General features: G+C 72.7%; 21 protein-coding genes. 6 read left to right on the top strand and 15 right to left on the bottom strand.

Annotated elements, in window-relative coordinates; all coding sequences use genetic code 11:
* The first annotated feature begins 95 nt into the window (after nucleotides 1-95).
* Nucleotides 96-809, top strand: coding sequence for a PIG-L deacetylase family protein (locus QSJ40_RS01920; protein WP_285728426.1), 714 nt, complete (start codon nucleotides 96-98; stop codon nucleotides 807-809).
* Nucleotides 810-897: 88 nt separating this feature from the next.
* Here QSJ40_RS01920 and QSJ40_RS01915 read toward each other — a convergent pair whose 3' ends face one another.
* The 7 genes from QSJ40_RS01915 to ssd form a co-directional block, all read right to left on the bottom strand.
* Nucleotides 898-1,344: an Rv3654c family TadE-like protein gene (locus QSJ40_RS01915; protein ID WP_006213781.1), complete on the bottom strand. Its 447-nt coding sequence runs from the start codon at nucleotides 1,342-1,344 to the stop codon at nucleotides 898-900.
* Entirely contained in the window at nucleotides 1,334-1,750 is a 417-nt protein-coding gene (locus QSJ40_RS01910; RefSeq protein WP_204782204.1) for a TadE family type IV pilus minor pilin, read from the bottom strand. The genes QSJ40_RS01915 and QSJ40_RS01910 overlap by 11 nt, the downstream gene beginning before the upstream one ends.
* Nucleotides 1,751-1,863: 113 nt before the next feature.
* Complete coding sequence (locus QSJ40_RS01905) at nucleotides 1,864-2,124, bottom strand: DUF4244 domain-containing protein (RefSeq protein WP_024289846.1); 261 nt, start codon at nucleotides 2,122-2,124, stop codon at nucleotides 1,864-1,866.
* Between the two features lie 102 nt (nucleotides 2,125-2,226).
* On the bottom strand, nucleotides 2,227-2,844 hold the full coding sequence (locus tag QSJ40_RS01900; protein ID WP_053447881.1) for a type II secretion system F family protein: 618 nt from the start codon (nucleotides 2,842-2,844) through the stop codon (nucleotides 2,227-2,229).
* A complete protein-coding gene (locus QSJ40_RS01895; RefSeq protein WP_285728425.1) occupies nucleotides 2,841-3,665 on the bottom strand; it encodes a type II secretion system F family protein in 825 nt (274 codons plus the stop codon). The genes QSJ40_RS01900 and QSJ40_RS01895 overlap by 4 nt, the downstream gene beginning before the upstream one ends.
* The gene (locus QSJ40_RS01890) at nucleotides 3,662-4,870 is read right to left on the bottom strand and encodes a TadA family conjugal transfer-associated ATPase (RefSeq protein WP_053448324.1); all 1,209 of its coding nucleotides are present in this window, start codon (nucleotides 4,868-4,870) and stop codon (nucleotides 3,662-3,664) included. The genes QSJ40_RS01895 and QSJ40_RS01890 overlap by 4 nt, the downstream gene beginning before the upstream one ends.
* On the bottom strand, nucleotides 4,867-6,312 hold the full coding sequence (gene ssd / locus QSJ40_RS01885; RefSeq protein ID WP_053447882.1) for a septum site-determining protein Ssd: 1,446 nt from the start codon (nucleotides 6,310-6,312) through the stop codon (nucleotides 4,867-4,869). Before ssd ends, QSJ40_RS01890 begins: the two co-directional genes overlap by 4 nt.
* A 163-nt stretch (nucleotides 6,313-6,475) precedes the next feature.
* On the opposite strand from ssd, the gene QSJ40_RS01880 reads away from it, so the two are divergent.
* Nucleotides 6,476-8,314, top strand: coding sequence for a bifunctional 3'-5' exonuclease/DNA polymerase (locus QSJ40_RS01880; RefSeq protein WP_285728424.1), 1,839 nt, complete (start codon nucleotides 6,476-6,478; stop codon nucleotides 8,312-8,314).
* Between the two features lie 12 nt (nucleotides 8,315-8,326).
* On the opposite strand, the gene QSJ40_RS01875 is transcribed toward QSJ40_RS01880, so the two are convergent.
* Both QSJ40_RS01875 and nth read right to left on the bottom strand, forming a co-directional pair.
* The gene (locus QSJ40_RS01875) at nucleotides 8,327-9,106 is read right to left on the bottom strand and encodes an NUDIX hydrolase (protein WP_285728423.1); all 780 of its coding nucleotides are present in this window, start codon (nucleotides 9,104-9,106) and stop codon (nucleotides 8,327-8,329) included.
* On the bottom strand, nucleotides 9,103-10,065 hold the full coding sequence (gene nth / locus QSJ40_RS01870) for an endonuclease III (RefSeq protein ID WP_006213792.1): 963 nt from the start codon (nucleotides 10,063-10,065) through the stop codon (nucleotides 9,103-9,105). Before nth ends, QSJ40_RS01875 begins: the two co-directional genes overlap by 4 nt.
* Nucleotides 10,066-10,191: 126 nt before the next feature.
* Here nth and acs point away from each other — a divergent pair, with 126 nt between their 5' ends.
* Nucleotides 10,192-12,141, top strand: a complete 1,950-nt coding sequence (gene acs, locus QSJ40_RS01865; protein WP_006213793.1) for an acetate--CoA ligase — start codon at nucleotides 10,192-10,194, stop codon at nucleotides 12,139-12,141.
* 99 nt (nucleotides 12,142-12,240) lie between these two features.
* Here the strand turns inward: acs and QSJ40_RS01860 are convergent, their stop codons facing one another.
* Complete coding sequence (locus QSJ40_RS01860) at nucleotides 12,241-13,437, bottom strand: MarP family serine protease (protein ID WP_006213794.1); 1,197 nt, start codon at nucleotides 13,435-13,437, stop codon at nucleotides 12,241-12,243.
* 191 nt (nucleotides 13,438-13,628) lie between these two features.
* Between QSJ40_RS01860 and QSJ40_RS01855 the strand changes: the two genes are divergently transcribed.
* Entirely contained in the window at nucleotides 13,629-14,306 is a 678-nt protein-coding gene (locus QSJ40_RS01855; RefSeq protein ID WP_006213795.1) for a Crp/Fnr family transcriptional regulator, read from the top strand.
* A 176-nt stretch (nucleotides 14,307-14,482) separates the two neighbouring features.
* On the opposite strand, the gene QSJ40_RS01850 is transcribed toward QSJ40_RS01855, so the two are convergent.
* The 3 genes from QSJ40_RS01850 to QSJ40_RS01840 are packed head-to-tail and all read right to left on the bottom strand — an operon-like array spanning nucleotide 14,483 to nucleotide 16,213.
* A complete protein-coding gene (locus QSJ40_RS01850; protein ID WP_053447884.1) occupies nucleotides 14,483-15,541 on the bottom strand; it encodes an NUDIX hydrolase in 1,059 nt (352 codons plus the stop codon).
* Entirely contained in the window at nucleotides 15,525-16,013 is a 489-nt protein-coding gene (locus tag QSJ40_RS01845) for a RidA family protein (RefSeq protein WP_006213799.1), read from the bottom strand. Before QSJ40_RS01845 ends, QSJ40_RS01850 begins: the two co-directional genes overlap by 17 nt.
* Before the next feature lie 2 nt (nucleotides 16,014-16,015).
* Nucleotides 16,016-16,213 (bottom strand): DUF4177 domain-containing protein, encoded by a 198-nt coding sequence (locus QSJ40_RS01840; protein ID WP_006213800.1) that lies wholly within the window; start codon nucleotides 16,211-16,213, stop codon nucleotides 16,016-16,018.
* A gap of 86 nt (nucleotides 16,214-16,299) precedes the next feature.
* Here QSJ40_RS01840 and QSJ40_RS01835 point away from each other — a divergent pair, with 86 nt between their 5' ends.
* Together QSJ40_RS01835 and QSJ40_RS01830 are read left to right on the top strand one after the other, a co-directional pair.
* Nucleotides 16,300-18,588: a transglycosylase domain-containing protein gene (locus QSJ40_RS01835; RefSeq protein ID WP_285728422.1), complete on the top strand. Its 2,289-nt coding sequence runs from the start codon at nucleotides 16,300-16,302 to the stop codon at nucleotides 18,586-18,588.
* A gap of 4 nt (nucleotides 18,589-18,592) precedes the next feature.
* On the top strand, nucleotides 18,593-19,552 hold the full coding sequence (locus QSJ40_RS01830) for a metallophosphoesterase (protein WP_285728421.1): 960 nt from the start codon (nucleotides 18,593-18,595) through the stop codon (nucleotides 19,550-19,552).
* Nucleotides 19,553-19,656: 104 nt separating this feature from the next.
* On the opposite strand, the gene QSJ40_RS01825 is transcribed toward QSJ40_RS01830, so the two are convergent.
* Both QSJ40_RS01825 and QSJ40_RS01820 read right to left on the bottom strand, forming a co-directional pair.
* Complete coding sequence (locus tag QSJ40_RS01825; RefSeq protein ID WP_278856443.1) at nucleotides 19,657-21,621, bottom strand: bifunctional sugar phosphate isomerase/epimerase/4-hydroxyphenylpyruvate dioxygenase family protein; 1,965 nt, start codon at nucleotides 21,619-21,621, stop codon at nucleotides 19,657-19,659.
* Nucleotides 21,618-23,045 carry an MFS transporter gene (locus QSJ40_RS01820; RefSeq protein ID WP_006213805.1) on the bottom strand — a complete coding sequence of 476 codons (1,428 nt, stop codon included), beginning with the start codon at nucleotides 23,043-23,045 and terminating at the stop codon, nucleotides 21,618-21,620. Before QSJ40_RS01820 ends, QSJ40_RS01825 begins: the two co-directional genes overlap by 4 nt.
* Nucleotides 23,046-23,203: the final 158 nt, after the last annotated feature.

Raw genomic sequence — 23,203 nt, 5'->3', positions numbered from 1 at the left:
CTGCGCCCCGCGGTCCCTGCGAGCGCGAGACCTGGCCCCGCTGCCGGTGCCAGACTGGGGGCCCGAATCGATTCTGGAAGAGGAGCGGATGCGCCATGGAGCTGCTGCCCGATGAGGGCCTCCGCCGCGTGCTGTGCGTGGTGGCCCATCCCGATGACCTCGAGTACGGGGTCTCTGCCGCCGTGGCCAGCTGGGTCGCCCGCGGTGTGGAGGTCTCCTACCTGCTGCTGACCAGCGGCGAGGCCGGGATGCAGCGCGATCCCGCCGAGACCGGCCCGCTGCGCGCCCAGGAGCAGGCCCGCGCCTGCGCGGAGGTGGGCGTCACGGACCTGACGATCCTCGATCACCCCGACGGCCACCTGGAGCCCTCGCTCGAGCTGCGCCGGGACATCGCCCGGCACATCCGCCGCGTGCGCCCGGATGCGGTGGTGACCATGACCTGGGCTGACGTGGTGCCGTGGGGGCTGTCCATGGCAGATCACCGCGTGGCCGGACTCGCCGCCGCTGATGCCGTGCGCGATGCCGACAACCGGTGGGTCTTCCGCGAGCTCGCCGAGCAGGAGGGCCTCGAGCCGTGGGGCGCCACGTGGCTGCTGGTCTCCGGCTCCGACGAGCCCACCCACGCCGTGGACGTCAGCGGCGAGCCCCTGGAGCGCGGGATCGCCTCGCTCGAGCAGCACCGCGAGTACCTGGCGGATCTGCCGGGCCACCCGGCCCCGCGCGAGCTGATCACCGGAGTCACCGCGGAGGCCGGCCGCGAGCTCGGCGTGGAGGCCGCCGAGGCCTTCCGAGCCTTCCGGCTGCGCTGAGGGCCCTCACGGCGACGACCGCCGGCAGCTGCAGGCGGAGCTGTCAGGACACCCGGCGGCTGCCCCGCGCAGGGACGCCCCGCTCGCCTCATGAGAAGGGGCTGTCCTCCGGCGCCCCTGCGCGGCTTCGGCCATGGGCCTGACCGAAGACCGACAGCGACGGCGGCAGGTCGATGCCCACCTCCACGTCGACCGTGGTGGCCTCGGGGCCCACGACCGCGCAGTCGAGAACCTCCGCGCCGTTGAGCTCGGCCAGCTCGGCGGCGACCTCGCAGGGCTGCCCGATCCGCAGACCGCGGGCGGTGTCGGCGGCGGCCAGCGCCGAGAGGTCGGCGGCGTTGCCGGCGCGATGGGTCAGGATCGCGGCCTGCCCCACTCCCAGCGCCGCGATGATCAAGAAGACGGCGACCAGAGCGAGGATCAGTCCGAAGACCGTCCCCGCACCGAGGTCGGGATGATGCCGCCGATCCCACGCGGATCCGTCGGGATCGTCGCCCAGGATCCCGGGGTCGAGCCCGCCGCCCTCAGCCCACATCGACGATCACCTCCTCGCTGAACGTCGTGGCCTCGGCCGATACCTCGAGCGACTCCCAGCGCCCCAGGACCCCGGGAGCGGGAAGCCGCACGGCTGCGGTGGCCCGGTCGTCGTCGCGCTGCACGGAGACCACGGCGTCGTCGCCGGCGATGGCCTCGGCCTCCCGCTGGGCGTCGGCGGCGGATTCCCCGCGGGCCATCACGCGGGCGGCGGCTCCCGCCGCCTCCTCGGCGCGCACCTGCAGCATGGCCGCGCCGCCGCAGGCAAGGAGCACGGCCAGCAGCAGGACGATCGAGGGCAGGACGATGGCGGTCTCGACGGTCACGGCGCCCTCGTCCCGGGCGCTGCTGCTGTGGCGGTGCCGTGGCCGTGTGCGGCGGGCGAGCGCTGCGCGGATGCTGTTCATGGCGATGTCCTCTCGTTCCGGTCGTCGCCGGTCGGCCCGGTGCGCGCGGCACCGGGCCGACCGGGCCAGGGCCGGGAGGATCCGCGCGCGGAGAGCGCGGATCCTCCCGGCGATCAGATGGCGAGCGCCTTCTCGACGATCTTGAGCAGCAGGTCGGAGACGGCATCGGAGGCGAGGACCGCCGCCATGACGCCTCCGAAGGCGGCGGCGGCCAAGAGGATGATGGCGTACTCCACCGTGGAGGCGCCGAGGTCCGGATCCTGTGCGCTGAGCTCTCGACCGGGCTCGACGGTCCCGGACGGCTGCAGGGCGGTGACGATCTCCTCCGACGGCTCGAGCGAGGCGGGGGCGGTGGTGCGGGTGATGACGGACATGATGTCCCTCTCTCTCATTCGGGCCCCGAGAAGGGGCTCCTGGACCGGGCGGACGGTCGTCCGACCGGGGCTTATGGGCCGCCGCGGCTGCGACGGCGTCGCTCATCCGAGCAGGTCGGGCACGAGCCCGATGAGCACCGGGACGATGCCCCAGCACACGAAGGCCGGCAGGGAGCACAGCCCCAGCGGGACCATGAGGTGCACGGACAGCCGCTCGGCCGCCGCCTCCGCCCGGCGGTGCTCCGAGCGCCGGACCTGAGCGGAGGCCGCCCGCAGGGCCGAGGCCGACGGCGCCCCGGAGACGGCCGCGAAGGTCAGCGCCGAGCGCAGGTCCTGGACCTGGGGCGGAACCTCCCCGGCTGCCGACCAGGCCTGCTGCCACGACAGCCCCAGCCCGAGTGCGGTGGCCACGCAGCGAAGCGCCTGCCCGACGGCTCCGGAGTCCGTGCCGGCCAGCACCTCCAGGGCCCTGGAGACCGGGACGCCCGACTCGAGCATCGAGGCGACGAGCTCGATCAGGACCCCGGCGGAGACGCCTGCGGCAGCCTCGGTCCCGACGGGCGCCTCCGCCTCGGCCGCCGCAGCGGCCCTCGAGGCTCCGGGCAACCCGCTCGAGGGACGGCTCCTGCCGGGCAGCGGCGCGATCCCCGAGACGATCAGCGCTCCCAGGACCAGGAACGCGATCAGCGCCGCGCCGCGCAGGGTCTGCGGATCGGTCATGGCCGCCGCCTCCCCTGTGCCGCAGCAGGCGCTGCCCGGTGCCCGGAGGCGGCCTCTGCCTGGTGGACCATCCGGCGGGTCCACACCCGCCCGACGATCGTCAGGACCGCACCGAGCACGCCGGCGGTGATGCCCCAGGGTGTGGTCAGCAGCGTGCGCACCGGGTCGGCGCCGATCAGCATCCCGAGCCCCAGGGCGAGCACCGGCAGCCAGGACAGGATCCGCACGGTGGCCTTGGCCCCCGCCAGGGCGGTCTCGCGGGCGGCATCGGCATCCAGGTCGGCCTCCGCGGCCTCGGCCACGCCCTCCAGCAGCGAGGCCAGGGGCGCTCCGGTGCGCTCGGAGACTTCCCAGCACCGGGCCAGATCCCGCAGCACGGAGACCCGTGTGCGCTCGAGCCGGCTGCGGCCTCGGCCCGCAGCGGCCGCCTGGGCCCGCAGCGTCTCGCCCGGACCGCGTCCGAGGGAGGCGGCTGCGGCGACGCTGCGGCTGATCCGCTCCTGAGCACGGATCGACCGGCTGGGCGCAACCGCCTCGGCGGCGGTCTGCGCGCTGACGGAGAAGACCGCCGACGGGGTCTGCCCCGCCCTGACCAGAGCGGCCAGCTGCCGGATCCAATCGACCCACTCGCTGGCCTCAGCGGCGGCATCGCGTCGGCGCAGCCGCCGAAGCAGGGACTCGATCCCGGTGGCCCCCGCCGGCACCGGTTCAGCAGCTGCGGCGCTCCCGAGGACACCGAGGTGCGCCGGCAGCTGCCGCGGGAGCCACAGCAGCACCGCGGCCCCGAGGAGCAGGGCGCAGATGGCCGCGAACGCGCTCATGAGCCGGCCTGCCCGGGACTGCGCGCGGCCAGCGCCGCGAACTCCGACCAGCCTGGGCCGAAGGATGGACCCTGCGGCGTCTGCTCGAAGGCCGGGACCATGCGCAGCGCCCCCTGGTGCTCCTGCAGAAGCGAGACGGTGCGCAGGATCCGCCGACCGCCCTCGCGGTCCAGGTGGATCACCAGGTCCAGGGCCGAGCCGGCCTGCAGGGCCACCGCCTCCGGGGACATCCCTCCGAGGGCTCCGAGCGCTGCCAGGCGAGCCGGCACGGCATCGGCGGAGTTCGCGTGGACGGTCCCCGCCCCGCTGTGCCCCGTGTTCAGCGCTGTGAGCAGCTCCCGGACCTCGGCCCCGCGGCACTCCCCGATCACGATCCGGTCCGGGCGCATGCGCAGCGACTGCCGCACCAGCTCGACCAGATCCACCGCGCCGGCGCCCTCGACGTTCGCATGCCGGGACTGCATGCCGATCACGTGCGGGTGCTCGGGACGCAGCTCGGCGGCATCCTCGATCAGCACGATCCGCTCGCCGACGGGGCAGGCCGACAGCAGCGCGTTGAGCACCGTGGTCTTGCCGGATCCGGTCGAGCCGGTGACCAGCAGGTTCGCCCCGCCGGCTGTGGCGGTCAGCAGCAGCTCCAGGATCTCGGGGCGCAGGGTCCCGGAGGCCACCAGGTCGTTCACGCTGAGCACGGCGCGGTGCCGAAAGCGCACAGACAGCAGCGTGCCTCCCGTGGAGATCGGTGGCAGCACCGCATGGACGCGGATGCCGTCGTCGGTCTGGACGTCGGCGCAGGGGTGGGCGTCGTCCAGACGCCGCCCGGCCGAGGCGATCAGGCGCACGGCCAGTGCGCGCACCTCCTCCTCGCTGCGGAAGGGGGACTCGACCCGCACGGGCCCGGCACCGGCCTCCCACCAGACCTCGCGGTGGCCGTTGATCCACACGTCGGTGAGCCCCTCGGCGGGCAGCATGGCCTGCAGGGCGCCCAGCCCGGTCAGCTCGGCGCGGATCCTGCGCACGGCGTGCAGGGTCCCTGCGGCGCTGAGGGCATGGCCGGACTCGCGCACGGCACGGGCGATCCGCTCGTCGTCCACGCTGCCGCCGTCGCTGAGCAGCGCCTCGCGGACCTCGTGCAGCAGCTGCGGGTCCAGGTCTGCGCCACTCGTGCCGCGGAGGCTCGACGGCATCGCCGTCTGGGCGCTCATGCCCGCCGCCCCCATCCAGTGCCGGCCGCGGAGGCGACGTCCTCGGCCAGCAGGCCGTGCAGCTCATCGAGCTGCTCCCACAGGGCAGCCGCCGTCTCGGCGTGGCGTCGCCTGCGCCCACGGGGCAGCAGATCGCGGACCTCGCAGGCCTCCGCGACCCGCGCATCGAAGGGCAGCGCCCCCAGTGGACGGACGCCCAGGTGCTCGGCGGCGCCGTCGGCGGAGACATCGGAGATGGCCGGTCCGGCCAGGACGTACTCGACGGGGATCCCGCCGAGGCCCTGTCCGACGCGGAGGGCGCAGATCATCCCCCGGAGGGTGCGCGGCACGACCACCAGCACGGCATCGCACTGACCGGCCATCCGGAACGATCGTTCGGTGCCTCGGCCGAGGTCGAGCACGACCACGTCGCACGCACGGCGCAGCGTGCGCAGCACCTCGGGCACAGGCGCCTGCACGGGCTCGCGACGATCCCAGGACAGCCACCGGAGCGACTCCAGGCCCTCGATGTCCGGCAGCACCTCCCACAGCCGCTGCGAGCTCAGCGCCCCGTGGGATCCCACCAGATCCGGCCAGCGCAGCCCGCCGAGCAGCTCGGTGCCCAGCAGCAGATCGATGCCGCAGCTGTCGGGGTCGCCGTCCACCAGCACGACGTCGTGCTCCTGAGCCGCCGAGGCCGCCAGCCAGCAGGACAGGGTCGAGGCGCCCGCTCCTCCCGCAGCGCCCATGACGCCCAGCACCCCTGCGCTCATGCGTGCCGAGTCCGCGTGCACATCCGCCAGCCGGTCGGCCAGCCACGGCTCGGCCGCCGGCAGCACGGCCACGGTGCACTCGCCCACGCGGGAGGCCAGCTCCCACAGGTCCTCGTCCTCGGCCGTCCCCAGCAGCACCGCCGGAGCCGGCAGCGTCCCTGAGCGCACCTCGACGGCGCGGAGGCTGCGGGCATCCAGCAGGATCAGCTCGGCCGATTCCGCCGCCGCCTCCTCCAGCTGTCCGGGCTCGAGCCCACGAGCGCGGCTCAGGCGCGCCTCGGCGGCAGCGCAGACCGCGGTCATCTCCTGGACCAGGCCGGCGTCCGCGCTGATCAGCACCACGCGTCGACCGGGCCCCTCGAGCACGAGGCCCGAAGGAGCCCTCTCCGCCCCGGGCGCAGCGACCCCGCGGGGGTCCGCAGCCGTCGGCTCGGCCGTCGCACGCAGCGCGGATGCCGGAGGCGGCACCGCAGCGCTCGCACTGATCACCGGATCACCCGCGGCCAGAGGCAGCCCGGGCAGCGAGCCCGCTCGCTCGAGCTCCCGGTCCGCGACGACCGCGTCGAGATCCGTCTGCCGCTCGGCCTCGCGGTCCGCTCGCGCCGTCAGGTCGAGGGCGGCGGCGCGCCGCCCGGAGGGGCGTCGCCGCCGCTCGATCCGCGGCTCCTGGGGCAGGTGCTGTGCTGTCATGCCCCGAACGATGCGCCGCCGGCGGCCCCCTCGGGACGGCAGTCGCGGATCCGAGCACGCCCTGGCGGGGCGCTGCCGCCGATGCATGGCCTGTGGAGGCTCTCGCGCACGGGCGGGTGTCAGGGGCCCCTGTGCTGTCGGTGCCGACGGCGAGAATGCCGAAGTGCTGATCGTCGTGACCGCCCCGGATCCGCGCGCCGCGACCACAGGGCTCGCAGGCGCGAGAACCTCGGCCGTCCACTGGGCGCAGGTCCTCGACGACCTCACCCGGCCCCTCAGCGCCCCGCAGCAGCTGGACTCCACGGGGCTCGCCGCCTTCATCCACGACCAGGACGCCCGGTGCCGGACGGAGACCGGCCGCAGCCCGCGCTGGGTCCTCGAGCGCTCGCCGCTGATCCTGCCCGGGCTGCTGGCCGCGGATCCGGCCGTGCCGCTGCCGCACCTGCACGACCTCCGACTGGTCTCGGCGATCCTCTCCAACGCGGCGAGCGCACCGGCCGCACGGGTGGACTACTCGCCGGTGCTCGAGCCTCTGCCGGCCCACGAGCACCCGGGGATCGCCCCCGAGCCCCCGCCGCGCTCCGTGTGGAACGGTCCCGGCGAGGGCCAGATGGGCCTCTTCGACGATGCCCCGGAAGGCATGGCTGCCCCGGACTCGGACGCGGGGGGCGCCGAGCGGCTCTCTGCAGTCATCGAGGAGCTGCGCGCCCAGCTGGCCGCGATCGAGGGCTCCCGCTCCCCCGGGAAGCTGCGTCTGCTCTGCGGGCTCGAATCCGCCGGGGCGCTGCTGGCCGCGGACATGCACCGGATCGGGATCCCCTGGGACGCAGAGGTCCATCGCCGCCTGCTCGTCGAGGCGCTGGGCCCGCAGCCCGCGCTCGGACATCGTCCGGCCCGCATGGAGGAGGCCGTCCAGCGGGTCCGCCGGGTGCTGGGCGCCGCCGAGCTGAACCCGGATTCCCCCCAGTCCCTGCTGCGGGCGCTGCGCGGTGCGGGGCTCAACGTCAGCTCCACGAGCCAGTGGGAGCTCACCGGCTGGGTCCAGGCCGCACTGGTCTCCTCACCCGGGGAGCGCGAGCGCCGCGAGCAGCTGGTCGCCCCCGTGCTGGAGTACAAGAAGCTCTCCCGGCTGCTCACGGCCAGCGGCTGGCAGTGGCTCGAATCCTGGGTGCGCGATGACCGCTTCCGCGCCGAGTACGTGGTGGGCGGCGTGGTCACCGGGCGCTGGGCCGCACGCGGCGGCGGGGCCCTGCAGATCCCCAAGGTGATCCGCTCGGCCGTGCGGCCGGGCCCGGATCGTCGACTGGTGGTCGCCGACGCCGCCCAGCTCGAGCCCCGCGTCCTGGCCGTGCTCGCCCGCGACGACGCCCTGGCCGATGCCTCTCGCGGTCGCGACCTCTACCTCTCGATCGCCGAGCGCGGCCGGGACTCCGGGACGGGACTCACTCAGCGCGATCACGCCAAGGTCGCTCTGCTCGGCGCCATGTACGGAGCCACGAGCGGCGAGTCCGGCAGGCTCATGCCCCAGCTTGCCCGGCTGTTCCCGCAGGCCGTGGCCTTCGTGGAGCACGCCGCCCGCGTGGGCGAGGACGGCTCCCAGGTCTGCACCTGGCTCGGGCGCTGGTCGCCGCAGCCCGATCAGCGCTGGCAGGAGGCCGTGGCCCGCACGGCCAGCGCCGAGGACGAGCGCCGCGCAGCCCAGCTGCGCAGGTCGCAGGGGCGGTTCACGCGAAACTTCGTGGTCCAGGGCTCAGCGGCCGAATGGGCCATGGCCTGGATGGGCTGCGTGCGCGCGCAGCTGCATCGCCGCGGCCTGGACGCCGCCCTGGTCTTCTTCCTGCACGACGAGATCATGGTGGACTCCTCCGCCGAGCACGCCGAGGAGGTGGCCGATCTGATGCGCGAGTGCGCCGAGCAGGCCACCGGGATCGTCTTCGGCCGGGTGCCGGTCGAGTTCCCGGTGACCGTGGCGGTCGTGGAGAGCTACGACCAGGCCAAGTGACGACGGTTCCGCTCAGCCCAGCGGCGCGGGACGGACGTCGTCCTTCGGCCAGGGGCGAGCCCAGCCGGCTGCCTCGAGCACCCGGTCCAGCAGGATCCCGGTGAAGCCCCACACGACCACCTCGTCCGCGCCGCCCACCGGGTCAGTGATCTGCCGGGGCACGCGGAAGGCCGGCGAGCGGTGGCGCAGCGTGGGCCGGTTCGCCCCCTCGCGCGTGACCTCGGCGGTGTGGCGGCGGTCAGGATCCACCAGATCCAGCACCGGAACCCGGAAGACGAGCGATGACTCCGCGTGATCCACCACGTCCACGGCCGAGGGCCGCGTCCACCAGCCGACGACCGGGGTGACGTCGTGCCCGGAGACCGGCACCGGCGCCTTGGGCAGTGCGCCCAGGATCTCGATCCCGGACGGATCCAGCCCCGTCTCCTCCTGCGCCTCGCGCAGCGCCGCGCGCACGTAGGCGGCTGCGACCGGCCCGCCGGGCAGCTGCAGGACGTCGTCCGGGTCCTCGGGGTCGCCGTCCTCGGGATCCAGCCGCCCTCCGGGGAAGGCCACCTGGCCGGGATGCGCGCGCAGGGTGGCAGCGCGCTGGACCAGCAGCAGGTCCAGATCGGCCGCGGGGCCGTCGGGGGCGGGCCCGTCCGACTCGGCGGCCACGTCGTCGAGCACGCCCACGAGGATCAGCACCGCAGATTCCCGCGGCGTGGTCCGGTGCTTGAGGACGTCGATGCGCAGCGGACCCTGCTCCCGCAGGGAGGCCACGGCGCCCAGCAGCTGCTCGCGGGCGCTCATGCGCTCAGCCCGTGCCCGGCCGCGCGCAGCTCGCGGCGCGTCCGGCCCTCCATGTACCCGGCGAGCAGGTCCTCGCGCCCGGGCTTGAACTCGTAGGCCAGCAGCTGCGCGGCGGCCTCCTGCTCGACCGGGCCCAACCCGTAGGAGGGGCACAGATCCGCCACCGGGCAGACTCCGCAGGCAGGGCGCTTGGCATGGCAGATCCGGCGGCCGTGGTAGACGAGCCGGTGCGAGAGATCCGTCCAGTCCTCGGGCTCGAACAGCGCCCCCACCTCGTGCTCGACCTTGACCGGATCCTCCTGACCGGTCCAGCCGAAGCGGCGGGCCAGTCGGCCGAAGTGCGTGTCCACCGTGATGCCGGGGACGTCGAACGCGTTGCCGAGCACCACGTTGGCGGTCTTGCGCCCGACCCCCGGCAGCTTCACGAGATCCTCGAGCCGGCCCGGCACCTGTCCGTCGTGCTCGTCCTCGATCGCCTGGGCCAGCCCCTGCGCGGAGCGGGCCTTGGAGCGGTAGAAGCCCAGGGGCCGCAGCATCTCCTCGACCTCCGTGCGCTCGGCCTCTGCCAGCCCGCGCGGATCCGGCCAGCGCTCGAACAGCGCCGGGGTGGTCGCGTTGACGCGGACGTCGGTGGTCTGCGCGGAGAGCACAGTGGCCACGAGCAGCTGCCAGGGGCTGTCGAAGTCCAGCTCGGCCACCGCATACGGATAGGCCCGTCCGAGCTCCTGGTTGATCCGGCGAGCGCGGCGCTTGAGCGCCAGCGGGGTCTCCGCCCTGCCCGTGCGCGCACGGCGGGCCGCACCGGCGCGGGCCTTGGCCGGATCGACGATCCGCACATGATCCGGCACCGGCCCGCCCTGACGGCGGTGCAGCGGGTGCTGCCCGTGCTCGGCGCTGAGGTCGCTGACCGGCCCCGCGCTGGGCTGGGCTGGGTCCGCAGTGGGCTCGGGCTGGGTCATGGCCCCGATGCTACGCGGGGCCCACGACGCCCTCCGCCGCGTGCGGCCCGCCCGCATTGGAGGTGGCTCGGAGGGTGAACTACTCTCGAGGCAGACGACAGTGACACACCGCACACCGGACTGGAGATGCAGCAGATGACCGATCAGCAGCAGAAGCCGACCTTCGCCCCGTCAGAGGAGTTCGCGGCTCAGGCGAACTTCGGCGCAGAGGTCTACGACCGTGCAGCCGCAGAGGGGCCGGAGTTCTGGGCTCAGCAGGCCCGCGAGCTGCTGAGCTGGTCCCAGGACTTCACCGAGACCCTGGACTGGTCGAACCCGCCGTTCGCCAAGTGGTTCGCCGACGGCACCCTCAACGCCGCCTACAACGCCGTCGACCGGCACGTGGAAGCCGGCAACGGCGACCGCACGGCCCTGCTCTTCGAGGGCGAGCCCGGTGACGAGCGCACCTACACCTACGCCGAGCTCAAGGACGAGGTATCCAAGGCTGCCAACGCGCTGCTCTCGCTGGGCATCGCCAAGGGAGATCGCGTGGGCATCTACATGCCCATGGTCCCGGAGGCCGTGATCTCCATGCTGGCCTGCGCCCGGATCGGCGCGATCCACTCGGTGGTCTTCGGCGGCTTCTCCGCCGACGCCGTGCGCTCGCGCATGGAGGACGGCGAGGCCAAGCTCGTGATCACCGTGGACGGCTCCTACCGCCGCGGCAAGCCCTCGAAGATCAAGCCGGTCGTCGACGAGGCCCTGTCCAAGGGCGCCCCCACCGTCGAGAACGTGCTGGTGGTCAAGCGCAACGGCGAGGACGTCGAGTGGACCGAGGGCCGCGACCACTGGTGGCACGACCTGGTCGACGACCAGTCCGCCGCGCACGAGCCGGAGGCCATGAGCGCGGAGGACCCGCTGTTCATCCTCTACACCTCGGGCACCACCGGAAAGCCCAAGGGCGTGCTGCACACGACCGGGGGCTACCTGACCCAGGGCGCGTTCTCCATGAAGGCGACCTTCGACCTCAAGCCGGAGACCGACGTCTTCTGGTGCACCGCCGACGTCGGCTGGGTCACGGGGCACTCCTACGTGGCCTACGGTCCGCTGGTCATGGGCGCCACCCAGGTCATCTACGAGGGCACCCCGGACTCACCGCACCGCGGCCGCTTCTGGGAGATCGTGCAGAAGTACGGCGTGACCACGCTGTACACCTCGCCGACCGCGATCCGCACCATGATGAAGTGGGGCGAGGACATCCCGGCCGAGTACGACCTCTCCTCGCTGCGCCTGCTGGGCACCGTGGGCGAGGCCATCAATCCGGAGGCCTGGGCCTGGTTCCACGAGCACATCGGCGGCGGCCGCTGCCCGATCGTGGACACCTGGTGGCAGACCGAGACCGGCGCGCACATGATGACGCCGCTGCCGGGCGTCACCGTGGCCAAGCCGGGCTCGGCGCAGACCCCGCTGCCGGGCATCAGCCTGGACGTGGTCGATGAGTCGGGCGCGAGCGTCGGCAAGGGCGAGCAGGGCTTCCTCGTGGTGCGCGAACCGTGGCCGTCCATGATGCGCACCATCTGGGGCGATGACCAGCGCTTCATCGACACCTACTGGTCGCGCTTCGAGGGCATGTACTTCGCCGGCGACGGCGCCCGCTTCGACGAGGACGGCGACATCTGGGTCCTGGGCCGCGTGGACGACGTCATGAACGTCTCCGGGCACCGCCTGTCGACCTCGGAGATCGAGTCCGCGCTGGTGTCGCACACATCGGTGGCCGAGGCCGCCGTGGTGGGCGCCGCGGATGAGACGACCGGGCAGGCCGTGGTCGCCTTCGCGATCCTCACCGACGACGCCGTGGACGAGAACCGGCCCAAGGACGAGCTGTCCGAGGAGCTGCGGGCGCACGTGGGCAAGGAGATCTCCCCGATCGCCAAGCCCAAGCGCGTGCTGATCGTCCCCGAGCTGCCCAAGACGCGCTCCGGCAAGATCATGCGCCGTCTGCTCAAGGACGTCGCCGAGGATCGCCCGGTCGGCGACGTCTCGACCCTGGCCGATCAGACGGTCATGGACCAGATCGTGGACTCGCTGGGCAAGTGAGCCCAGCGCAGGCCTGAGCCCGTCGGAAGGAGGGGCCGGGAGGAGCCGTGCGGCTCCTCCCGGCCCCTCACTTCCGCATCCACGGCGCGACGGGCGATCTCAGCCCGCCGCGGCGGGCTCGCAGGCCTGCGTGGAGACGGCCTGCTCGGCCCCGTCCGCCGCGGACAGTGCGGCGTCGAGCTGCTCGGTGCTCACCGCGAAGCCAGCGGGCCCGGACGACGAGCGGGCGAACACCACGCCGATCACCGCCCCGTCCTCATCCACCAGGGGCCCGCCCGAATTGCCCTGCTGGACGTCGCCGGCGAACTGCAGGACCTCGACGGGTGCGGCGGAGGCCTCGGCGTCGATCGAGCTCATGGAGGTCAGCGCCGTGCCCTGGACCTCGGCCGGGCCGATCGTCAGCGGCCCGCCGCCGGGGTGGCCGATGAAGGCCCCCAGGGTGCCCTGCGCCGGGGCGCCGCCGATCGGCAGCGTCGGGACCGCGAGGCTCGCGACGTCCAACACGGCCAGATCCTCCTCGGGACGGAAGAGGACCACCCGGGCCTCGTGCCGCCGCCCCTGGGCGTCGTGGACGAACACGGTGTCGGTGCCCGCCACCACGTGGGCGTTGGTGACCACCTGGCCCTCGGCGGCAGCGAAGCCCGAGCCGCTCTGGCGCGTCGAGCACTGCGGGGCGAAGCCGACCACCTGGACGACCGAATCGGCCGCCGCGAGGATCTCCGGGTCCTCGACCTCTCCCTCCGGCGGGGAGGCCGGGGCGAAGAGCAGCGTGTCGAGCTCACGCGCGGCGGCGCTTCCGGCCACTCTGTGCTGGGCCTGCTCGAGCAGACTCGTGAGGCTCCGGGGCACGGAGCCGTCGATCGCGCGCATCATGGGCGAGCGCTCGGCGTGGGCGCCCAGGGCCGGGGCCGGCCCGCTGGCCAGGGTGGAGACCGCCGCGAGCACGACGAGCGCTGCCGCCGCCGTGCTGAGCAGCGCGCCGCCGAGGGCGTCGAGCACCGCCGCGGCCCGCGAGTCCCGCTGGGACGGTATCCCGGCGATCCGCCCGAGCAGGGCCTCGCCGAGGGCGTGCCCTCCGAGCATCCCGAGCACGACCAGCCCGCCCAGCACCAGCAGCCGCACCGAGGACCCGCCGGTCTCCAGCGGGATCAGGGGGATCAGCCACAGGGCCAGGGCACCTCCGAGCAGCAGCCCGACGATGCCGCCGAGTGTGCGCCCGATCCCGCGCACCAGGCCGTGGAGCATCCCCAGCACAAGGAGAAGCACGATGATCAGGTCCATCAGGCTCCAGGTCATCGCCGCCTCCTCCGCGCTCGTGCCGACCCGTCGACGGGGCGGCTCCCCCCGGCGCCTCGACGCGCTGAGGCGGTCCGATCATGTCCGGTCCGTTGGGAATCGGAGTATCTCGCATTACAGTGGGGACAGGAGTGTCGAATGCGTCACAGCAAGTCGGCACCGAGATCAGCTACCACCTTTCGAGGAGCACCATGGATACCGAGGTCCTGCGCCGGGCCCCCCTCTTCGCGTCTCTTGACGACGAGGCCTTCGCCGCGCTCACCGACGAGATCACCGAGGTCGATCTCCCGCGCGGGGCCACCCTGTTCCACGAGGGCGATCAGGGCGATCGCCTGTACTTCATCATCTCCGGCAAGGTGAAGCTGGGCCGCACGGCCAGCGACGGCCGCGAGAACCTGGTCGCGGTCATGGGCCCCGGCGAGGTCTTCGGCGAGATGGCCCTGTTCGACCCCTCCCCCCGCTCGACCGCCGCCACCGCGGTCTCCGAGACCCAGCTGGCCGGGCTCAACCACGAGAACCTCATGAAGGTCCTCGAGCGCAACCCCGCGGTCTCGCAGCAGCTGCTGCAGGCCCTGGCCCGTCGCCTGCGCCGCACGAACGAGAACCTGGCCGACCTGGTCTTCTCCGACGTCCCCGGCCGAGTGGCCAAGGCCCTGCTGGACCTCGCCGAGCGCTTCGGCCGCCAGACCCCCGACGGCGTGCTCGTGGCCCACGAGCTGACCCAGGAGGAGCTGGCCCAGCTGGTCGGCGCCTCGCGCGAGACCGTGAACAAGGCCCTGGCCGAGTTCGTCCAGCGCGGCTGGATCCGCCTGGAGGCCCGCGCCGTCGTCATCCTGGACACGCCGCGCCTGCAGCAGCGCTCCCGCTGACGCACCGCCGGCTCTGCCCCGGACCGCTTCGGCGAGCAGACCGGCAGGAGCGATGAAGAGGAGGCCGCGACCCATCGGGTCGCGGCCTCCACTCGTCTGCGCGGAAGGGCCCGCCGTGGGATCCGTAATCGCGGCGCTGAGGCGCAGCTGAGCAGCGAGCAGGCGGCTTCCGCGGGTCAGCGGCGGCGGCGCCCTCCGCTGGGGCGGTCGACGGCGAAGCACAGCCTGCCGTCGTCGTCGCGGTCGAGCCGGGCCATGCAGGGAGCCAGGTGGGGCCGGTGGGCAGCGGCGGCGATCGCGCAGCCGGCTCCGGCCAGGTCCTCGAGCAGCAGCAGGGTGAACGGGGTCAGCAGCCGGTGCAGGTCGGCATGCGGCTCGGCCCCCGCCAGCGCCTCCCGGGCCGTGAGCCCCAGATCGCCGGAGCGCGCGGCATCCGCGAACCCGGTGTCGGTCTCCCGGGCCCGCAGGATCTGCTCCGGGGAGACCCAGGCGCCGGGACGATCGCGGGAGCGCAGCGGCGAGGGCTCCTGCCGCTCCGGCAGGATCACCAGGAAGCAGCGCAGGTCGAAGCGGCGGTGCACGAACTCGGCGGTCACCCACCGGGCCATGGGCCGCAGCAGCTCGGTGCGCAGCACCAGCCGGCGCTCGTGGAGCAGCTCGGCCATGCTGGACTCCCCGGCAGCGACGTCCTCCCGCACGGACATCCAGTCGTGCCCGCCGGTCATGGTGATCGTGGAATCGCTGCGTCGACCCGCCAGCAGCACGCCGGTGCTCACGAACAGGGTGCGTGCGGCGGCCATCACGGCGCGGCGGGCATCGCCGACGTCCTCCTGCAGCAGGCCGGCCCACTGCTTGCTCGTGGGCCCGGACCAGGGCACGGGGTCGTCGTCGGCGCCGGTCACCCTCCCGCCGGGAAAGGCCACCGATCCGAACGGCGAGCGCAGCTCGTGGGCGCAGAGGTAGGTCTGCACGCCCTGGGGGCTGTCGCGCAGCAGCACGGTGCAGGCCGCGTCCAGCGGCGTGACCGGAGCAGTGTCATGCTCTGGATCCAGCCAGAGCTCGGCCGCCGCCCTGTACTCCGGCAGCAGCGGGAAGCGGCGCACCGGGGCGATCGAGTCCGGGCGCCGCTGCTCGAGCCCCGGCGGGTACGACGAGGGCCGCCCGGCCGGCTCCTCCTGAGCAGCGCGGCCGGACGGCCCGGTGGGAGCCTCGAGGGGCTCAGGCGAATTCGACAACGAGCTCGAGCTCGACCGGGGAGTCCTTGGGCAGGACCGCCACGCCGACGGCCGAGCGGGCGTGCACTCCGGCCTGACCGAGCAGCTCGCCCAGCAGATCCGAGGCTCCGTTGATCACGCCGGGCTGCTCGGTGAAGGACGGGTCGGAGGACACGAAGCCCACGAGCTTCACCACGCGGGTGATGCGATCGAGGTCGCCGATCTGGCCCTTGATCGCCGCAAGCGCGTTGAGCACGCAGGTGGCGGCCAGCTGCTGGGCCAGCTCCGGGGCGACCAGGCCCTCGCCGTGCCCGACCTTGCCGGTGCTCGGCAGGGCGCCGTCGACGAACGGCAGCTGCCCGGAGGTCCAGACGTGGGTGCCGTCGATCAGGGCCGGGACGTAGGTGCCGGCCGGGGCGGGGACCTCGGGCAGGGCCAGGCCGAGTTCGGCCATGCGGGCCTCGACGCGTCCTGCGGATGCCGCTGCGGACATGATCAGGCCTCCTTGGGGCGCTTGAAGTAGGCGATCGGGTTGGTCTGCTGCGGAGCGTTCACGGCAGCGTCCGGCGTGGAGGCCTGCTGCTGGCCGGGCAGGATCGCCACCAGCTCCCAGCCCTCCGAGCCGAAGTTGTCGAGGATCTGCTTGGTCGCGTGGATCATGATGGGCGCGGTCATGTATTCCCAGGTGGTCATGACCCCGATCCTAGTGCCTGGGCCCGTGGCGCAGGCCTCATCGCGCGCCGCCCGCCGCTGCCAGGCTTCGCTTGTACCATGACCGAATGGCCTCATCTCCGAGCTCCCCCGGTGCCCCGCAGGGGACGTCTGCCGTCGGTCGCGTCATCGCCTTCCTCCTCGCCAGCATCCTGGCCGGAGGCGTCGTCGCGGCCCTCGTCCTGCCCTCGGCCGCTGCGGCGGGCCTCGCCGCCAACGGCTCGGTCGCGTGGATGAAGGACCTCCCCGAGGACCTCTCCAACGGCCCCATCTCCCGCTCCTCGACCGCGTACGCGCGTGACGGCGAGACCGAGCTGGCCACGTTCTACGCGGAGAACCGCACACCGGTCGCGCTCGACGACATCTCCCCGTACATGCAGGATGCGATCGTCTCGGTCGAGGACCGCGACTTCTACACGCACGGCGGCGTCTCGGTCACGGGCATCTTCCGCGCGGTCGCGAACAACCTGACCAACTCCGAGGGCCGTCAGGGCGCCTCCACGCTGACCCAGCAGTACGTCAACAACCTCATCATCGACCGCGACGTCCGCGCCGGCGACGAGGCCTCCACGCTGGGCGCCAACAAGGGCTACGCGGACAAGATCCAGGAGATGAAGCTCGCGGTCTCCATGGAGAACGAGGTGCCCAAGGAGGAGATCCTCGAGGGCTACCTGAACATGGTGCTGTTCGGCCCGCGCAACTACGGCGTGGAGACCGCTGCCAACTACTACTGGGGCATCAGCGCCTCGGAGCTGAACCTCCAGCAGTCGGCCACCCTGGCGGGGCTCGTGCAGTCCCCGGAGTACTACAACCCCGCGACCAACCCGGAGCAGTCCATCGACCGCCGCAACACGGTGCTGTGGACCATGCTCGATGAGGGCAAGATCTCCCAGGAGCAGTACGACGCCGCCGTCGCGGCCCCGCTGGACCTGGATCTGCACCCGGAGAACCAGGGCTGCACCGCCTCCGAGGACGCCCCCTACTTCTGCACGTACGTGGAGAACGAGATCCTCACCTCGCCCGAGTTCGGCGAGACCCCGGACGACCGCCTGAACAACCTCCAGCGCGGCGGGCTGAAGATCGTGACCACCCTGGATCCGAAGGCCCAGTCCGTGGCCCAGGAGCAGGTCGAGGCCACGCAGCCTGCCGACGACAACCCGGACTCCGTGGGCTCCTCGATCGTGTCGGTCGAGCCGGACTCCGGGAACATCGTGGCTATGGCGCAGAACTCGAACTACTCCTCAGCGGAGGAGGAGGACCACCAGAACACGGTCTACAACTTCAACACGGACACCCTGGACGCCGGCACCGGCGGATACCAGGTGGGCTCGACGTTCAAGCCCGCCGTGCTGCTGGCCTGGATCGACGCCGGCAAGTCGGTGGGCCAGAACATCGACGCCTCGCGCACCCGCTACCCGGCCGATCACGCGTGGGAGGCCTCCTGCGTGGAGGGCGGCTCGGTGTTCGAGCCGGGCAACGACGGCAACGGCTTCTCGTTCCAGAACGCGACCAAGGGCTACGAGCGGGACATGTCCGTGGAGTACGGCCTGTACAACTCGATCAACACCGCGATCTACGCCATGGCCGATCAGCTCGACCTGTGCCGCATCGGCGAGCTCACCGCGGATCTGGGTCTCCACAACGGACAGACGGGCCTGCCGATCGACACCACGCACCTCTCCGCGCTGCTGGGCGGTTCGTCGGACAACGTGTCCCCGCTGACCATGGCCACCGCCTACGCGACCTTCGCCAATGACGGCGTGCGCTGCGAGCCCCGGTCCCTGCTCAGCGTCACCGGCGCCGACGGCACCGAGTACGCGGTCCCGGAGGGCAACTGCCAGCGCCAGATCAGCGAGGACGAGGCGCGGACGGTGAACCACGTGCTCGAGCAGGTCCTTGTGCGCGGCTCCGGCTACGAGCTCGGCATCGGGCTGCCGGACGCGTCGGCCGCGAAGACCGGCACCACCGACAACTCCACGCAGACCTGGCTGCTGGGCTACACGCAGGGCCTGTCCACGGCCTCCTGGGTCGGCAACTACGCCGAGGGCAGCAGCTCGCTCAACGACGTCTCGATCGGCGGCAGCACGCCGGCCTCCCAGACCTCGGATCCCGACGACTGGGTCGACGGCGCCTCCTATGCCGGTGAGCAGTGGCAGAAGTACATGGAGGAGATCGCGCCGGACTACAGCACGGAGGAGTTCCCCTCGGCCCCGTCGGACCTGACCCGCGGCAGCGACTCCGACTCGAGCAGCGACTCCGACTCGAGCAGCGACTCCGGCTCGAGCAGCGGCGGCACGGCGACGGGCGACAGCGGCGGGACTGCCAGCAGGACTGCTACCACCGCCCCGGCTGCGTGATCCCTTGAGCGCTTCCTGGGTGAGGACCTTCGGCCAGACCGGTGCCGCTGTCGCGGCCTCCGGCCTGGCCGTCGGCGCATGGGCCGTGCTCGGCGAGCGCCGCCGCTTCCGCGTCCGCCACGAGACCCTTCCCGTGCTGGCACCCGGCTCGCGGGATCTGCGCCTGCTGCACATCTCGGACCTGCACACGGTTCCGGGCCAGGAGGCCAAGAAGCGCTTCGTGCACGGTCTGGCCGAGCTCGAGCCGGATCTCGTGATCGACACCGGCGACAACCTCTCGCACATGCAGGCGCTGCCGTACCTGCTCGAGGTCCTCGGGCCCCTGCTGCGCCTGCCCGGCCTCTTCGTCCCGGGCTCCAACTGCTACTTCGCCCCGGCCTTCAAGAATCCCGCGCGCTACCTCTGGAAGCGCACCTCGCAGGACGACGACCGCACCCAGCTGCAGCTGCTGCCCTGGCAGCAGATGCACCGGGCCTTCGAGGACGCCGGCTGGCTCGGGATGGTCAACCGCTCCCGCACGGTGCGCATCGGCGGGCAGCTGCTCGACGTCTCGGGCGTCGACGACCCCCACCTGCACTTCGACCGCCACCCGGGCTTCAGCCTGCCGGCCGGCGCCGCACATGCCTCCGGATCGGTTCGGACCGCAGACGCGGTTCCGGCCGAGGAGCCCGTGCTGCGCCTGGGCCTGGCCCACGCCCCCTACATCCGCACCCTCGAGCGCTTCGCCGACGACGGCGCGGACCTGATCCTGGCCGGACACACCCACGGCGGGCAGGTCTGCCTGCCCGGCGGCCGGGCACTGGTCTCCAACTGCGATATCGAGCCCGAGCGCTGCAAGGGCATGACGGAGCAGAAGGGCGTGCCCGTGGGGATCTCGGCCGGACTCGGCGAATCTCGCTTCGCTCCGGTGAGGCTGTTCTGCCGCCCCGAGGCCGTCCTCATGACCCTGACGGCGCGCGCCTGAGCGAACGTCGTCCCGCAACGCCCGACGGCCCCGGGTCGCGATCCTTCGGGAATCGCGGCCCGGGGCCGTCGTCTCGGGGTGGCCGCCTCGAAAGGTGCCGTGCCTCAGCGCGGGATGCCGCGTGCTGCATCGCGCAGGCGCCGGTACTGGGCGGCCAGGCGCACGGGAGCATCCGCCGCTCCGTAGCCGCGGTAGCCCCCGAGGCGCTCGAGCACCTCGAAGAAGACCCCGCCGAGGGTCCCGGTGTAGAAGTGCAGCAGCTCCCCGCTGTCGTCGCGGTCGTAGAGCAGCCCGAGCTCGCGCAGCTCGGCCACGCGGTCGTCGTCCAGCCCGAAGCGCGCCTGCAGGTCGGCGTAGTAGTTCGCCGGCACGGGGAGCCTGTCCAGCCCTCGCTGCGCGGCCCTGCGGGCCACGCCCTCGATGTCCCGGCAGGCGAAGGCCACGTGCTCGGGGTACACGGCGCCCATGGAGGCGGACTGCTCGGCGTCCTCCGGAGCCACGTTCAGCGGCATCCGGATCGCGTCGTCACTCGAGCGCATGACCTGGCTGCGCACGAGACCCGCCGGCCCCGGGACGTCCTGGGGCTCCTGGGCCTGCAGGCCGAGCAGCGCGGTGAAGAACAGCACGGCCTCGTCGCGGTGCTGCCAGGGCTGGGCGGTGTTCACGTGGTCGATCCCCGTGATGCCCGGTCCCTGCTGCGCCGGGCCCTGCGAGGCCTCCAGCCCGAACTCGAGCGCCCAGCTCGGCACCTGCCCCTCCTCCTGCGGGCAGAAGAAGATCTCCGTGCCGTCGGGGGCGAACACGCCGCGCAGGTCCTGCTCATCCGATCGCCGGCTGCGCTCGACCCTGCGCGCCCCCAGGAGGTGAGCACGGGCGTCTGCGGCCTCGATGTCCGGGACCTCGAAGGCCAGCCCCGCCAGTCCCGCGCCCTGGCCGGTGGGGCCCAGGTCGGCGACGACCACGCGGGCCTCGCCCTGGGTCCACAGCTGCACGCCCTCCTTGCTGCGGTGATGGCCGCCCAGCGCGAAGCCGAGCTGATGCAGCACGCGAGAGGTCTCCCCCAGCCTGCCCGTGCGCAGCTCCACGAAACCCCAGTCCTCTGGCTGGACCGCCGGGGGAAGTGCGCGCAGCTCCAGGGGGCCCGCACCAGTCGGGCCCGACCCGTCACTGCGGCCCGCGCCGTCGGCGGTGCCGATGGCCTCCTCCCGGCCCTGGACGAGGACGTCGCCGAGATCGGCCTCCCCCAGCTCGACGAGGCGGGCCAGGGTGCGGTCCTCGAGCCAGCGCAGCGACCGCAGCCCGTCCACGGCGGTGCGCGCCACGTCGGCCTGGCGGAAGGAGTCGTTGAAGATCTCCAGGGACACCGGGCCGTCGTAGCCGCAGCGGTGCAGGTGCACCATGAAATCGACCAGGTCGAAGCCGCCCTGCCCCGGGAACACCCGATGGTGCCGCGACCAGGACAGCACGTCCATGCTCAGCAGCGGAGCGTCCGCGAGCTGGACGAACAGCACGGTCGGCGCATCCAGGTCCTCGATCGGCGCCGGGTCCCAGCCGCGGGAGAGGATGTGGAAGCTGTCCAGGCAGGTGCCCACGTTCGGGTGATCGGCCATCCGCACGATCCGAGCGGCATGCTCGAAGTCGTTGACGAACCTCCCCCAGGCCAGGGCCTCGTAGGCCAGCCGGATGCCGTACTCCGCAGCCAGATCGCCGGCCCTCCTGAGCTGCTCGGCGCAGACCTCGTCATCGTCGATCGTGGCCGTGCCCACGTTGGAGCACAGCAGCATCGTGTCGATGCCCAGCTCGCGGGCCACGTCGAGCTTGGCCTCCAATCGCCGCAGGCCGTCCCGGAACACGTCCTCCTCGACCCCGTCCAGGTCCCGGAAGGGCTGGTAGAGGTCCAGGCTCAGCCCCAGATCGGCGGCGCGCTGCCGGATCTGCGCCGGGGTGTGCGGCGAGACGACGAGATCCTGCTCGAAGATCTCGATCCCGTCGAAGCCCGCATCCGCGGCGGCGCGCATCTTCTCCGCGAGCGTTCCGGACAGGCACACGGTGGCGATCGACGTCCTCATCGGCCGGCTGCCTCCTTCTGCGCCTTGCGCTCCTGCGCGGCCTCGATGGCCTTGAGATCGATGGCCTCGGTGCGGGTGGTGTGCAGGTCGTCCAGGCTGTCGAGCGTGCGGTGGCCCGTCTCGGTGGCGGTCAGCGCGGCACCTGCCGAGATGAGGCACATGAGGGTCACGAACATGGCCACGCCCATCCAGTTGTCGCCGGTCTCACCGGCCAGGTAGGCCGACAGCGCCGGAGCCACGCCGCCCGAGACCGCGAAGCCGATCTGGGTGCCCAGGGACAGGCCGGAGACGCGCACCGCGGTGGGGAACATCTCGGCGTAGAACGACGGCCACACGCCGTTGGCCAGTGAGTAGAAGCAGCCGGACATCAGGATGCCGAGCAGGAAGATCAGCGGCCAGCTGCCGCTGTGGACGGCACCGAGGTAGCCGTACATGCCTGCCGCCGCGCCGATCGCCCCGGCGATGAACACCGGCTTGCGCCCGATCCGGTCCGCGAGCAGGGCCGCCAGCGGGATCGCCAGCAGCGCGACGGCGTTGACCACCACGGGCACCAGCAGCATCGTGGAGCGGTTCAGGCCCACCACGGAGGTCGCGAAGGAGACCGACCAGACCGTGAAGACCATGTTGACGGTGTTGACCATGGCAGCCAGGGCCACACGAGCCACGGCCGCCTTGTGGTAGCGGAACAGGATGCCCAGCGGGTTCGGCGCCTTGGTGGGGCCGCTCTCGAGCTGCTCGGAGACCTCGTGGAACTTGGGCGGCTCCTCCAGGGTGCGGCGGATGACCCAGGCGGTCACGACGACCAGGGCCGAGACGAAGAACGGGACGCGCCAGCCCCAGCTCATCAGCTGCTCCTCGGTGAGGATCAGCGTGAAGGGGATGAACACGGCGGTGGCCAGCAGCGTGCCGGCCTGGGTGCCCTGCAGCGTCCAGCTGGAGGTGAAGGCGCGGTGGTCGTCATCGGCGTGCTCGAGCGAGACCGAGATCGCGCTGGCCTGCTCGCCGGCGGCGGAGAGGCCCTGGATGACGCGGCACAGGGTCAGCAGGATCGGGGCCAGCAGGCCGGCCTGCTCATAGGTCGGCAGCAGGCCGACGGCGAAGGTGGCCCCGCCCATCAGGAACAGGGTGAGCATCAGCACGAACTGACGTCCCATGCGATCCCCCAGCGGGCCCATGATCAGGGCGCCCAGCGGACGGACCACGTAGGCGACGCCCACGGTGGCCATGGAGAACAGGATCGCAGCCCCCGGGCTGGTGTCCGCGGGGAAGAACAGGTGGTTGAGCACGAGTGCGGCGGCGGTGCCGTAGACGGCGAAGTCGTAGTACTCCAGGGCGGAGCCCACCCAGCTGGACAGCGCGGCCTTGCGCGGAGTCTTGCCGGAGGGCGAGGCGGCGGGCTGCGCAGCAGCCGAGGCAGTGGTCATGGCAGTTCCTCACGATGGCGGGCATGGGCGGCGAGCTGATCGACGCGCGCCGGGTCCTGCGGGACAGATGCCCCGCGCGGATGATTTCCATATATTGGAAATGACTTCCGAATAGTGATAGATTCACTGTGATCCACACAACAGTGCCTGTCAAGCAG

The sequence above is a fragment of the Kocuria sp. NBRC 114282 genome (assembly GCF_030268385.1).
GTDB lineage: Bacteria > Actinomycetota > Actinomycetes > Actinomycetales > Micrococcaceae > Kocuria > Kocuria palustris.
Note: the sequence above shows the minus strand (reverse complement) of the source record. Positions and strands in the feature narration are given on the sequence as shown.

Bases quoted from the DNA above. Each gene is read 5' to 3' on its own strand.
- QSJ40_RS01920 (WP_285728426.1), top strand. From the start codon at position 96: ATGGAGCTGCTGCCCGATGAGGGCCTCCGCCGCGTGCTGTGCGTGGTG.
- QSJ40_RS01915 (WP_006213781.1), bottom strand. From the start codon at position 1,344: ATGTGGGCTGAGGGCGGCGGGCTCGACCCCGGGATCCTGGGCGACGAT.
- QSJ40_RS01910 (WP_204782204.1), bottom strand. From the start codon at position 1,750: ATGAACAGCATCCGCGCAGCGCTCGCCCGCCGCACACGGCCACGGCAC.
- QSJ40_RS01905 (WP_024289846.1), bottom strand. From the start codon at position 2,124: ATGTCCGTCATCACCCGCACCACCGCCCCCGCCTCGCTCGAGCCGTCG.
- QSJ40_RS01900 (WP_053447881.1), bottom strand. From the start codon at position 2,844: ATGACCGATCCGCAGACCCTGCGCGGCGCGGCGCTGATCGCGTTCCTG.
- QSJ40_RS01895 (WP_285728425.1), bottom strand. From the start codon at position 3,665: ATGAGCGCGTTCGCGGCCATCTGCGCCCTGCTCCTCGGGGCCGCGGTG.
- QSJ40_RS01890 (WP_053448324.1), bottom strand. From the start codon at position 4,870: ATGAGCGCCCAGACGGCGATGCCGTCGAGCCTCCGCGGCACGAGTGGC.
- ssd (WP_053447882.1), bottom strand. From the start codon at position 6,312: ATGACAGCACAGCACCTGCCCCAGGAGCCGCGGATCGAGCGGCGGCGA.
- QSJ40_RS01875 (WP_285728423.1), bottom strand. From the start codon at position 9,106: ATGAGCGCCCGCGAGCAGCTGCTGGGCGCCGTGGCCTCCCTGCGGGAG.
- nth (WP_006213792.1), bottom strand. From the start codon at position 10,065: ATGACCCAGCCCGAGCCCACTGCGGACCCAGCCCAGCCCAGCGCGGGG.
- acs (WP_006213793.1), top strand. From the start codon at position 10,192: ATGCAGCAGATGACCGATCAGCAGCAGAAGCCGACCTTCGCCCCGTCA.
- QSJ40_RS01860 (WP_006213794.1), bottom strand. From the start codon at position 13,437: ATGACCTGGAGCCTGATGGACCTGATCATCGTGCTTCTCCTTGTGCTG.
- QSJ40_RS01855 (WP_006213795.1), top strand. From the start codon at position 13,629: ATGGATACCGAGGTCCTGCGCCGGGCCCCCCTCTTCGCGTCTCTTGAC.
- QSJ40_RS01845 (WP_006213799.1), bottom strand. From the start codon at position 16,013: ATGTCCGCAGCGGCATCCGCAGGACGCGTCGAGGCCCGCATGGCCGAA.
- QSJ40_RS01840 (WP_006213800.1), bottom strand. From the start codon at position 16,213: ATGACCACCTGGGAATACATGACCGCGCCCATCATGATCCACGCGACC.
- QSJ40_RS01835 (WP_285728422.1), top strand. From the start codon at position 16,300: ATGGCCTCATCTCCGAGCTCCCCCGGTGCCCCGCAGGGGACGTCTGCC.
- QSJ40_RS01825 (WP_278856443.1), bottom strand. From the start codon at position 21,621: ATGAGGACGTCGATCGCCACCGTGTGCCTGTCCGGAACGCTCGCGGAG.
- QSJ40_RS01820 (WP_006213805.1), bottom strand. From the start codon at position 23,045: ATGACCACTGCCTCGGCTGCTGCGCAGCCCGCCGCCTCGCCCTCCGGC.